The sequence below is a fragment of the Psychromonas arctica genome (assembly GCF_036697365.1).
Taxonomy (GTDB): domain Bacteria; phylum Pseudomonadota; class Gammaproteobacteria; order Enterobacterales; family Psychromonadaceae; genus Psychromonas; species Psychromonas arctica_A.
Genome location: NZ_JBAHZA010000013.1, coordinates 90,099 through 101,484 on the forward strand (window position 1 = coordinate 90,099; position 11,386 = coordinate 101,484).

Here is an 11,386-nt window from a genome sequence, read left to right on the forward strand (position 1 = left end):
CTTTTTGATATCTTGAACATGAGTTTATAAAGCTTAATCATACTGCTTAAAAATCGATTTCTTCATTATAAATACCCTAAAAATAGTTACCTCCATTAAGGTAATACCAATCACACTAATTAACTGATCTATTTTACTTGTTAAAATAACTTATTTCTTCGTTGTAACTTTCGTAAATAGAATAACTATTTAACTTAAGTTACGCCTTAAACTAAGTCATTTTTCCTGCGCAAAATTTAGATCACTTATTTAATGCAATTGGTACAACTCTCAAAATTGAATCAATACTAACTCCAGAGAGATAGCTGATCTGTTTTTCTGCTAAAAGCATTTTTTTATTTAATATTTAAATTGACTATTTATTCACTTTTGTTGATATTATGGTTTTTTTATAATTTTTAAATTTAATTATGTTAGGGATGAACATGAAAATATTTAATAAAATCATATTTATATTGGCTATTACACTTAGTAACTTATTTAACTTCGTACAGGCTACCGTTATTGATAATAATACTTACACTACGGTTAACGGGTTAGATTGGTTAGATTGGTCATTTACATCAGAGTTAACACAAGAAGAAGCAATCGAAGTATTTGATAAACCAGGTTATGGCAATGCTTTTCGTTTAGCAACACACGAAGAAGCAATCGCAATGTTGGAAGCTGTTTTTATAGATACTTATAAAGATATCGATGGTCGAGAAGGTATTCCTTGGAACGGGAATAATATAGTTTCACACCAAGACTCTTATGCAGCTGAATTTACGATTGATTTCTTAGATTTATTTGGAACATCAAATTCACCCGATACTTTTTCTGGTAGGTTTCGTTCATATGGTTATATTGATGATGGTGCATATGGGATTTATGAGGAAGAATGGATTTTTGGTGGTTCTGCATCATTTAATGCCGATCAAGGTGGAATAGCCTTAGTAAGAGTACCTGCTCCTAGTACTTCAATTCTATTTGCTATATTCTTAGCTTTTATAATCACAGCTAGACAGAAATCATCCATGTAGCTCGGGATAGAACGCTAACGAATAAGTAACATTCTAGTTAATATATTTTTAAACCACGTTATCTAACGTGGTTTTTTTTGGAGAAAGAAAAATGGCATTAAAGCCGACTATTATTAAAATGAACATCAATGTGTCTAATTTAGATGATGATGTTTATGAAACGATTCCACTAACGATTGCTCAGCACCCATCGGAAACTACTGAGCGTATGGTGACCCGTACATTGGCTTTTGTGCTGAATAATCAAGAATTTCTGAGTTTTACTAAAGGGTTAAGTGAGGCAGATGACCCTGATATTTGGGCAAAGAATTACAGTGACGAATTTTTATGCTGGATTGATGTAGGTGAACCTGCCTTTGAGCGTATTAAAAAAGCTTGCCATCAAGCTAAAAGCGTAAAAGTATATAGCTTCAATACTAAATCTAATGTGTGGTGGAAACAATCTGAAAGAGAGTTCAATACAACTAAAGCACAGGTATATCAGTTTGACTTTGAGCAAATACAAGCCTTTGCTACATTAGTAGAGAGAACGATGGATTTCAGTATTACGATGACAGATAACGTTTTCTATATTGCGACATATAAAGGAAGTTGTGAAGTCAACTTAACAACATTAAAAAGCGAATAATACCAATTATACTAAATAAGTCATCTGAACTTGGTTTATGAAAAGGTGACTAAACTAAAGCCGTAAATAGGGACATTAAAAATATTAACTAAATATATCAATTGCTTAACCTATTGTTCTTTTATCAAATCTACAGTGAAATATAAGTTATTTTAACAAGTGAAATAAACTAGTGGGGCAGTATGGCTGGTATAAACATTGCACACTACAATTGACAGCGTATAATCCGCGTTTCTTAAAATTAACACAGTCCTGAATCCAAAGTTGGTACCCCCATGAAATTTATCGTTAAACTTTTTCCTGAAATCATGATGAAAAGTAAACCTGTGCGTAAGCGTTTTAGTAAAATGCTGCAGGGAAATATCCGTAATGTATTAACTCGTCATGACGAAGATATTAAGGTAATTCTAGAGTGGGATAAAATCATCGTACGTAGTATTAACGATGATCCAGATAATAAAGCAACAGTTATTCATTACCTAAAAAGTACCCCTGGTATTGCACACTTTTTAGAAGTGACAGAATCTAGTTTTACTGACATTCATGATATCTATGAACAAACAAAAGCTTGTTTTGGTGATAGCTTAGCGGGAAAAACCTTTTGTGTTCGTGCGAAACGAATTGGTACACATGACTTTGGTTCAAATGAAGTAGAGCGTTACGTTGGTGGTGGTTTAAATCAACATACTGAAGCGCTTTCAGTTAAATTAAAAAATCCTGATGTCACCGTTAATATTGAAATAAACGAAGATAAACTGTTTATGATAGACCAACGTCATCAAGGTTTAGGCGGTTTTCCATTAGGGACGCAAGAGTCAGTATTATCACTTATTTCAGGTGGTTTTGATTCTGGTGTTTCAAGTTACAAGTTATTAAAACGTGGTTCACGTGTGCATTATTGTTTCTTTAACCTTGGTGGTGCAGCACATGAAATTGGCGTGAAACAAGTGGCTTACCATTTATGGGAACGTTTTGGTGCTTCACATCGTGTTAAATTTGTTTCCGTTCCTTTTGAACCAGTTGTTGCCGAAATCCTTGAAAAAGTAGATAACGGTCAAATGGGTGTCGTGTTAAAACGTATGATGATGCGTGCTGCAAGTAAAGTTGCTGATAATTTAGCTATTGAAGGCTTAGTGACCGGTGAAGCGTTAGGTCAAGTATCAAGTCAAACATTACGTAACCTTTCTGTTATTGACCAAGTAACCGATACATTGATTTTGCGTCCGTTAGTGGCAACGGATAAGCAAGAAATTATTGATTGTGCGCGTGAAATCGGTACATCTGAAATATCTGAAACCATCCCTGAGTATTGCGGTGTTATCTCACAACGTCCAACAGTTAAAGCTGTGATGAGTAAAATTCAGAAAGAAGAATCACACTTCAATATGGATTTAATTGATCAAGTAGTTGCTGATGCAGTGACATTGGATATTAAAGAGATTGCTGCAGCCGCTAAGCAGAAAGTGCCTGAAGTTGAATCTGTTTCTGAATTTTCAGAAAATGAAATCTTACTCGATATTCGCTCTGCAGAAGAGGAAGATGAAAAACCATTAGAGATTGATGGTGTTGAAATCAAACATATTCCTTTCTTTAAACTCGCGAATCAGTTTGAAAAGTTAGATCAAAGTAAAACTTACCTACTTTACTGTGAACGAGGAGTAATGAGTCAGTTACAAGCTCTGTATTTGAAAGAAGCTGGTTTTGAAAATGTAAAGGTATATAGACCATAGGGTAACCCTAAACAGAAAATCCATTATCTAAAAACGACATTAACCATGTCGTTTTTTTATGCAAGTAGTTTGTTAATTCACAGTTTTTTTGAAAAAGAATAGGCGAATAGCGGTAAAAAGTCGTATGCTGAAGAGGCGTTCACTCATTATTAAAAAGGATACAAAGATATGCCTCATTCAATTGATAGCTATAGATTAATTACCGGCAAAGACGATTCAGATTTTTGTAAGCGTATCACAAAAGCATTAAGTGAAGGGTACGAGCTTTATGGTTCTCCAACCATGACCTATAATGGCCAGCATGTTGTAGCCGGGCAAGCTGTGATTAAAAGACCTTCTCAACTGGTATAAATAGAGCATTATACTCTGTAAGCAAGCCAGATGTTGGCTTGTTTTATTCTTCGCTAGTCACCGCAGTTATTATTTCTTGTTTTTGCAGATTCTTAAGCACCCATTGTTGTAACTGTCCTAAATATTCATGCATAGAAATTTCTGATTTGTAGAGCTGATAGGCTGAAGGTATGTAAGTATACCAAGGCAAGCCATTGCTATTATCTTTGGCAAGATACATTGCAGGCGCCGGAGTGGGAGACTGGTTGAAACGTTTAAATAATTGCATTGCTCGTGGCATGTGAGTTGCAGAAGTTACTAAAGCAGCTTTTTTACCATCAATAATTAATGACATTACTTTCGCTTCTTGTGCTGTATCTTGAGTGTAATCTAACCTAATGATTTTTTGCTTTGGAATATTGAATTCGGTAGCCAATTGTTCTAACAGTTGTGCATGACTTTTAGTATCTCCAAAGCCAGATCCAGAAACAATAATCATCGCATCAGGGTTTGCATAGTGTAAACGAAGCACTTCGCTAAAACGGCTTAAAGCAGTCGCTGAAAGTTGTCCAGTAACGGGTAAGTTCGGGTCATCTATGCCAGAAGAACCTAGCACTAATATATAATCAAAGGATTGGTTAGCTGCCAGTAAAGGCGGATACTGACGCTCTAATGGTTTAGTTAGATGGTAGGCAGCAGGCAATAAACTGAATGAAAGTAAGATTAGGAAACTGCATAGGGTTAGCACTTTTGCGACCATCTGACGATCGCTAAAAAATAACATTAAAAGGCTAGCAAATAATAATAATAAAGCGAAAGGCAAAGGCATTAATAACCCACCAACCCATTTTTTTATTATAAATTCCATTGAGATTCCTTTATTACTTATTGTGAAGTGATACTTATCGATAATCTAGTTGATTGAATTAATACGGTTTAATTATTGATTTAGCTCACTCATCTCTACCTATTTAGTTAAGTGTTTTCATTACAATATCACTATTTATTAGGTGAAGTGAACTGAAATTATTTGCTTAGCATTTTGAATATTGTTCATATCAAGATAGATTGTTTTTGGATAAAATCACGTACAATAGCTTATTAAATTAGATAGATGAGATGTTGTAGTGAGTGATCATAACTTTGACCCGATAGCAGAAAAATTTGTAAAAAACATTTACGGTAGTGATAAAGGTAAGATCCGAAAAGCAGTTGTCTGGCGAGAACTTCAAGACTGTATAAAACGCTTAGACAAGCCGTCTTTGAAAGTTTTAGATGCTGGTGGTGGTTTTGGTTTTTTTAGTCAAAAATTAGCAGAGCTAGGTCACCAAGTTGTATTGTGCGATATTTCTGGTGAATTATTAAAAGTTGCTAAAACACAACTTGAAGGTCAGCCTTACCAACAGAATGTCACCTTATTACATTGTCCCATTCAATCTTTATCTGGTCATGTTTCTGGGCAATTTGACCTGATTTTAAATCACGCCGTATTGGAGTGGTTAGCCGACCCACAAGGGACTTTAATCAACTTATTGCAGTGGCTTAAAAGTGACGGACTTTTGTCATTAATGTTCTATAACAAAGAAGCACAACGCTTTTTTAACTTAGTGTCAGGTAATTTAAACTTTGTAGAACTGGGCATGCCTCGCAAAAAAGTGGTGCGCTTATCACCAACTAATCCGCTATATGAAAAAGATGTGTTAAATTGGCTAGATCAAGCCAGCATGGTCGCGGTGCAGAAAACAGGTGTTCGAGTTATCCATGATTACATGAAGTCACCTGACGTTGCTGAAAGCAGTTTTGAGCAGTTATTGAAGATGGAGCTTAGCTACTGCCGCCAAGAGCCTTATGCTTCATTGGGCAGGTATACGCATTTAACCTTAAAGAGGAAAGGCTAATGCAATCTTATCATTTTAGAATTAATATTAATTATCAAGAATTTGAAAAGTTATATCGAGTACCTAATACCGTGGTTAAAGTGCGAAGTGAGCAAGGTGCTACAATTCAATTACCTGCAATGCGCTTTGTCCCATTTTTTACACAATTAGGTGTCAGAGGATATTTTGAGTTACAACTAACAGACGAAAATAAATTTAAGCAGTTAATTTACCTTCACTCTTAACTTGTTTTTGACTTTAAATTGACTTTGTTTTTCTTTAATTTAAATTCTAGTATTTATTTTACCCTTAACTGAGTAGTCGCTTTGCTTGCTGTAATTATCATGCGTCTTTACTTTGAATTTGACTTTTTTTATATATAATACAAGGCGTTTTTAGCTGTTAAAGTAAATTAAGTTCTCTTAAATCTAGGTTTTTCATTTATATTTATTCGGGAAGCATTATCAATTTTCCCAAACTATTTGCTTTATCGACATAGCCAATATTGTTTTATAGGATTTTTCATGAAAAAAGTATTAACCGTTTTTGGGACTCGTCCAGAAGCGATTAAAATGGCGCCTTTAGTGCATAAGCTAGCGGCTGAGCCTGCTATAGAGAGTAAAGTCTGCGTCACAGCACAACATCGAGAGATGCTAGATCAAGTACTACATATTTTTTCAATTAAGCCTGATTATGATCTAAACATCATGAGAGCGGGGCAAGATCTATTCGATGTTACTGAAAATATACTTAATGGCTTAAAGCAGGTATTGGATGACTTTCAACCTGATGTGATATTGGTTCACGGTGATACGACGACTACTTTTTCAGCTTCATTAGCCGCTTTTTATAAACAGATTGAAATAGGGCATATAGAAGCAGGACTTCGCACCGGTGATCTCTCTTCCCCTTGGCCTGAAGAAGCTAATCGCAGGCTAACAGGCGTATTAACACGATACCACTTTGCTCCAACAGAACTATCCAAACAAAATTTACTAAAAGAACAAGTCGCCGAAGCTCATATTAGTGTGACCGGTAACACTGTTATTGATGCATTGTTATGGGTAAAGCAAAAACTAGATGCTGATGTAACGTTACAACGTAGTTTAGATGCACAGTTTCCTTTTTTAGATAGCAACAAAAAAATGGTTTTAGTTACAGGACATAGACGTGAAAGTTTTGGTGGTGGTTTTGAACGTATTTGTGAAGCATTAGCAAATATTGCCCAAGCTCAACCGGATGTACAAATTGTTTATCCAATGCACCTCAACCCTAATGTGCGAGAGCCGGTTAATCGTTTACTGACTCAGTTTGACAATATTTTCTTGATTGAACCTCAGGATTATTTACCTTTTGTCTATTTAATGAATCGTTGTTATCTGATTATTACTGATTCAGGCGGTATTCAAGAAGAAGCGCCTTCGTTAGGTAAGCCTGTGTTAGTGATGCGTGATACAACAGAAAGGCCTGAAGCGATTGTCGCAGGTACAGTGAAATTGGTTGGAACTGACGTGCAATGTATTACAGAACAGACACTGGCATTATTAACACAAGTCGACAGTTATCAAATTATGGCAAAAGCTCATAACCCTTATGGGGACGGTTTAGCCAGCGCTCGAATAGTAAACGAATTATTAAAGGATTAATTATGCCATTTCAAACCGTTTCAGTTATTGGCTTAGGGTATATTGGATTGCCCACAGCCGCCGTTATTGCTTCACGCGGTATCGATGTAATTGGTGTTGATGTTGTTAAGGAAGCAGTAGAAACGATTAATGCTGGGAAGATACATATTGTTGAACCAGATTTAGATATTGTTGTTCGTAGTGTTGTTACCACGGGTAAGTTGCGCGCGACAACGCAAGCTGAACCTGCTGATGTATTTATGGTAGCGGTACCGACTCCTTTCAAACAAGCTGCAGATGCAAACCATTCTCCTGACTTATCTTATATTGAATCTGCTGCAAAAATGATTGCGCCAGTGTTAGCCAAAGGCAATTTGGTAATTCTTGAGTCAACTTCTCCAGTAGGTACAACTGAAAAATTAGCTGGTTGGTTAAAGTCTGCTCGTCCAGATCTATCTTTCCCGCAGGATAAAGGCGATCTAGCTGATATTAAGGTTGCACATTGCCCTGAGCGTGTTTTACCGGGCCATGTATTGCAAGAGTTAGTGTCCAATGATCGAGTGATAGGTGGGATGTCTAGCGCTTGTAGTCAATTAGCCACACAGCTTTATCAAAAGTTTGTACGTGGTGAATGTATCGTGACTAGCGCGCGTACCGCGGAAATGGCGAAACTAACAGAAAACTCATTTCGTGATGTCAACATCGCTTTTGCCAACGAATTGTCGGTAATTTGTGATAAATTAAAAATCAATGTTTGGGAGTTAATCAGGTTAGCGAATCGCCACCCTCGAGTGAACATCTTAAACCCAGGACCAGGGGTTGGTGGACACTGTATTGCGGTTGATCCTTGGTTTATTGTGGATAGTTGCCCTGAAGAAGCTAAAATGATCAAACAAGCTCGTTTGATTAATGACGACAAACCACATTATGTGGTTAATCAAATAATACGTGCCGCCGATGAATTTAAACGCCCAGTGATTGCCTGTTTAGGCTTAGCATTTAAGGCGGATATTGATGATTTACGAGAAAGCCCTGCGTTAAATATTGTTGAGGATCTCGTTGATAAAGGTTTCGCAGAGATTCTTGCTGTTGAACCTAATATTAAAAAATTACCAGAATCATTATCAAAAACAGGACTACAATTAACCTCACTTGATGATGCATTAGACAAAGCCAATGTGATTGTTGTATTGGTTGACCATAAACAATTTAAAGCGACGGATCGTACTAAATTTGCAACCAAAGTAGTGATTGATACCCGGGGTATTATTTAGCGTTATCTGCTATTACTGCCCAATGAAGAAATTTAAAGGGAAGTAAATGTCAGGACAACAGCATGTAAAAGACAGTGAAAATGTTTACTCGGCGTTATACCGAGGAATCGACTTTTTAACTATTCAACTAAGCTTGTTTTTAATTCTGCTTATTAGAAAAGAAGAGTTCACCAATACTTACTTAGTTGTTGGCCTGATTGCTTCCATTGGTTTTTTCTTTGCCGCCGAGAGCTATCAGTTATATCGTTGTTGGCGTCTCGGTGAATTTTCTCGCCTTTCCAGTTCGACCTTTATATGTTGGTTTGCCGGCGTATTTTGTGTCGTCGTCTTTTTGTTTTTTAGTAAAACTGGTTTAGATATTTCCCGCCTAATTGTTGGCTTATGGATCCTGTTCAATTGCATTGCATTAGGTGGTTGGAGGGTCTTACTCTATCTGTTTATCTATAAACGTCGCAAAGCCGGTTTTTATACTCGTAAAGTAGCTGTATTTGGCTTAACACGATCTGGTGAGCTATTAGCAGAGCAGTTTATTAACAAACCTGAGACAGGTTATATTCTGACAGGGTTTTATGATGATAGAGCTGACGCACGTTCACCCAATCAATACAAAGAACATCTAATCGGCGGTATCAATCAAGGTATTGAATTAGCTAAGGCTGGTGGTATTGACGTGATCTACATTGCTTTGCCATTAGCCGCTCAAAAGCGTATTGAAGGCGTATTAAGGTCATTAGGCGATACGACTATTGATGTATTTATCGTACCTGATTTCTTTACCTTTAATCTGCTTAATGCGCGTTTATCACACCTTGGTGCTATTCAAACTATCAGTGTCTATGAATCTCCAATGACAGGGCCTTCAAGGCTGTTGAAACGCCTCGAAGATATTCTAGGTTCAATGCTCATTTTATTGATCATTTCACTACCCATGTTATTTATTGCTCTCTTAATAAAAATAGACTCACCAGGGCCTGTGCTATTTAAGCAATTACGTTATGGTCTAGATGGGCGAGCCATTAAAGTTTGGAAGTTTCGCTCCATGCACTCTATGGATAACGGAAAGGTTGTTAATCAGGTCGTACCCGGCGATACGCGAGTGACCAAGTTAGGTGCTATGTTACGTAAAACATCGCTAGATGAATTACCACAGTTTATTAACGTATTGTTTGGCAGCATGTCTTTAGTCGGCCCTAGGCCTCACGCTGTTGCACATAATGAGCAATACCGTAAGTTAGTTGATTACTACATGTTACGTCACAAAGTTAAACCAGGCATTACAGGATGGGCGCAGATTAATGGTTGGCGCGGAGAAACCGACACATTAGTTAAAATGCAAAAACGTGTTGAGTTTGATTTAGAATATATTCGAAATTGGTCAATTAGTTTCGACCTCAAGATTATCTTTCTCACTATCATCAGAGGCTTTACGGATAAGAATGCTTATTAAAGACATTATTGGTGAGAGATAAAACACCACATTTAAAACAGTGAACCACTCTTAGGCAGCTAGACAGTTAAAAATTCAGCCATTATATCAATATCTGAACTTAGTATTTAACCCATAATATTTGGGTTTTCGGGGGCGCTGGCTTCAGCCTGCTTGTTTTGGCTTTTCCTAGTCTTCATAGCCCTTAGTGGGAATATATCTATTTACAACACTGCATAGCATTTAGCACTGATTAATACCTGAGCTCGTACAGTCTGCTTTAACCTTATCAACAGTAAATAAGTCAAAAAATCTGCTTTCAAATCACTTCCCAATACAAATTGTCCTGCTTGTATTTTCTTGATAAAGCAGAATAGCCATTCATGATTTTACGACAAAGAATATATGTATATTTATACATTCTAGAGAATTTGCCATATTTCCGGTGTAAATACTGCATTTTGTCACCTTTCCACATGACTTATATTTCACATTTCATTTTAAATTGTTGATTAAAATGATGATTGCAGTAATCTAAGTCTATTATTCATCATTAGATGTTTGCCATCTTTCCGCTGGAAGTGTGACAATTTGTTATCTAATAATATGTTATGCATTCCTCAAGGAGTTTTTTTGAACAAATTTTTATTAATAGCAATAATTGCAGGTGTTTTATTTTTTTATTATCAGGATACTAAAGAAAAAAATATTGCATCTGAAAATCGAATTTCACTCTTAATTGAAGAGGTGGAAAAGGGAGAGTTTTCAGAAAAAGAAAAAAGTGAAATAAAGGAAATTGTTAGTATTTTATTCTATGAGAATACTAAGCATAAAAAGCAAAAACCACAAAAAGTAACTTCCCTCGGGGTGAAACTGTTAATTAAACAGGCGACTAAAGAAAAGCAGTGTAAAAACTTAATAGATAAATTGTTAAGTGCAATAGAATTAGGGGGAGAATATCGTACAAATTTTATTGCTAACTTTTTAGAAGCCCTTACATCCTCTGCTCGCGACATAGTAGTTGAAAGTAAAGTATGTCACTCAGTAGCGAAGTCAGCTGTAGCTTCTGGGTTATATAATGAGTTTTATAAGTCCAGTAATATTTAACGTTTCATAGAATGCATAACAAGTTGCTTAAACGGAACTAAAACAGTTGGTCATCGCTTCGCGATTATAACCAACCATTTTAGTCCGCTTAGCAAGGCGTTGAGGCTGTAGAATTTCTCCGAAAAGAACGTTTTTACGTTCTTTTTTCATAATCTCTCATTGTACAAAAAACAACCTTGATTGAGCTGATCGTCTGTGATCTAATAGTTATTATTCGTTTAGAGATAAATGTGATGGCCAACTACAAACCTGACTTATCTTGCCAAAGTAAATTCATTCCGATTGATTTTGCACAGCAAATTATCCCCGGTACTTTTGAATACGCACTTTCTCATATCGTCGACAAACACCTTGATTTAAGTACTTT

Annotated in this window: 12 protein-coding genes and 1 pseudogene; 11 read left to right on the forward strand and 2 right to left on the reverse strand. The window is 36.2% G+C overall.

Annotation, left to right across the window (positions count from 1 at the left end):
- Window positions 1-425: 425 nt before the first annotated feature.
- From V5290_RS14000 to V5290_RS14015, 4 genes are all read left to right on the forward strand, one after another.
- On the forward strand, window positions 426-1,022 hold the full coding sequence (locus V5290_RS14000) for a hypothetical protein (RefSeq protein WP_333387006.1): 597 nt from the start codon (window positions 426-428) through the stop codon (window positions 1,020-1,022).
- Window positions 1,023-1,113: 91 nt separating this feature from the next.
- Complete coding sequence (locus V5290_RS14005) at window positions 1,114-1,650, forward strand: YaeQ family protein (RefSeq protein WP_333387008.1); 537 nt, start codon at window positions 1,114-1,116, stop codon at window positions 1,648-1,650.
- Between the two features lie 275 nt (window positions 1,651-1,925).
- On the forward strand, window positions 1,926-3,380 hold the full coding sequence (gene thiI, locus V5290_RS14010) for a tRNA uracil 4-sulfurtransferase ThiI (RefSeq protein ID WP_333387010.1): 1,455 nt from the start codon (window positions 1,926-1,928) through the stop codon (window positions 3,378-3,380).
- A 168-nt stretch (window positions 3,381-3,548) separates the two neighbouring features.
- The gene (locus V5290_RS14015) at window positions 3,549-3,731 is read left to right on the forward strand and encodes a DUF1737 domain-containing protein (protein ID WP_333387012.1); all 183 of its coding nucleotides are present in this window, start codon (window positions 3,549-3,551) and stop codon (window positions 3,729-3,731) included.
- A 43-nt stretch (window positions 3,732-3,774) separates the two neighbouring features.
- On the opposite strand, the gene V5290_RS14020 is transcribed toward V5290_RS14015, so the two are convergent.
- Entirely contained in the window at window positions 3,775-4,578 is an 804-nt protein-coding gene (locus tag V5290_RS14020; protein WP_333387014.1) for an ElyC/SanA/YdcF family protein, read from the reverse strand.
- A gap of 259 nt (window positions 4,579-4,837) precedes the next feature.
- On the opposite strand from V5290_RS14020, the gene V5290_RS14025 reads away from it, so the two are divergent.
- From V5290_RS14025 to V5290_RS14050, 6 genes are all read left to right on the forward strand, one after another.
- Window positions 4,838-5,608, forward strand: a complete 771-nt coding sequence (locus tag V5290_RS14025) for a methyltransferase domain-containing protein (RefSeq protein ID WP_333387016.1) — start codon at window positions 4,838-4,840, stop codon at window positions 5,606-5,608.
- Complete coding sequence (locus V5290_RS14030; protein ID WP_333387017.1) at window positions 5,608-5,832, forward strand: DUF2835 family protein; 225 nt, start codon at window positions 5,608-5,610, stop codon at window positions 5,830-5,832. Before V5290_RS14025 ends, V5290_RS14030 begins: the two co-directional genes overlap by 1 nt.
- Window positions 5,833-6,111: 279 nt before the next feature.
- A complete protein-coding gene (gene wecB, locus V5290_RS14035) occupies window positions 6,112-7,233 on the forward strand; it encodes a non-hydrolyzing UDP-N-acetylglucosamine 2-epimerase (protein WP_333387019.1) in 1,122 nt (373 codons plus the stop codon).
- A 2-nt stretch (window positions 7,234-7,235) separates the two neighbouring features.
- Window positions 7,236-8,486, forward strand: coding sequence for a UDP-N-acetyl-D-mannosamine dehydrogenase (gene wecC / locus V5290_RS14040; protein ID WP_333387021.1), 1,251 nt, complete (start codon window positions 7,236-7,238; stop codon window positions 8,484-8,486).
- Between the two features lie 46 nt (window positions 8,487-8,532).
- Complete coding sequence (locus V5290_RS14045) at window positions 8,533-9,933, forward strand: undecaprenyl-phosphate glucose phosphotransferase (RefSeq protein ID WP_333387023.1); 1,401 nt, start codon at window positions 8,533-8,535, stop codon at window positions 9,931-9,933.
- 612 nt (window positions 9,934-10,545) lie between these two features.
- Window positions 10,546-11,019 (forward strand): hypothetical protein, encoded by a 474-nt coding sequence (locus tag V5290_RS14050; protein WP_333387025.1) that lies wholly within the window; start codon window positions 10,546-10,548, stop codon window positions 11,017-11,019.
- A 27-nt stretch (window positions 11,020-11,046) separates the two neighbouring features.
- Here the strand turns inward: V5290_RS14050 and V5290_RS14055 are convergent, their stop codons facing one another.
- On the reverse strand, window positions 11,047-11,169 hold the full coding sequence (locus V5290_RS14055) for a hypothetical protein (RefSeq protein WP_333387027.1): 123 nt from the start codon (window positions 11,167-11,169) through the stop codon (window positions 11,047-11,049).
- Window positions 11,170-11,252: 83 nt separating this feature from the next.
- Here V5290_RS14055 and V5290_RS17600 point away from each other — a divergent pair.
- Window positions 11,253-11,386: pseudogene (locus tag V5290_RS17600) on the forward strand (transposase); the annotation flags it as partial.

Excerpts from the sequence above, each read along its gene's own strand:
- V5290_RS14015 (WP_333387012.1), top strand. The coding sequence starts at position 3,549 with ATGCCTCATTCAATTGATAGCTATAGATTAATTACCGGCAAAGACGAT.
- V5290_RS14005 (WP_333387008.1), top strand. The coding sequence starts at position 1,114 with ATGGCATTAAAGCCGACTATTATTAAAATGAACATCAATGTGTCTAAT.
- thiI (WP_333387010.1), top strand. The coding sequence starts at position 1,926 with ATGAAATTTATCGTTAAACTTTTTCCTGAAATCATGATGAAAAGTAAA.
- V5290_RS14000 (WP_333387006.1), top strand. The coding sequence starts at position 426 with ATGAAAATATTTAATAAAATCATATTTATATTGGCTATTACACTTAGT.
- wecC (WP_333387021.1), top strand. The coding sequence starts at position 7,236 with ATGCCATTTCAAACCGTTTCAGTTATTGGCTTAGGGTATATTGGATTG.
- V5290_RS14045 (WP_333387023.1), top strand. The coding sequence starts at position 8,533 with ATGTCAGGACAACAGCATGTAAAAGACAGTGAAAATGTTTACTCGGCG.
- V5290_RS14030 (WP_333387017.1), top strand. The coding sequence starts at position 5,608 with ATGCAATCTTATCATTTTAGAATTAATATTAATTATCAAGAATTTGAA.
- wecB (WP_333387019.1), top strand. The coding sequence starts at position 6,112 with ATGAAAAAAGTATTAACCGTTTTTGGGACTCGTCCAGAAGCGATTAAA.
- V5290_RS14020 (WP_333387014.1), bottom strand. The coding sequence starts at position 4,578 with ATGGAATTTATAATAAAAAAATGGGTTGGTGGGTTATTAATGCCTTTG.
- V5290_RS14055 (WP_333387027.1), bottom strand. The coding sequence starts at position 11,169 with ATGAAAAAAGAACGTAAAAACGTTCTTTTCGGAGAAATTCTACAGCCT.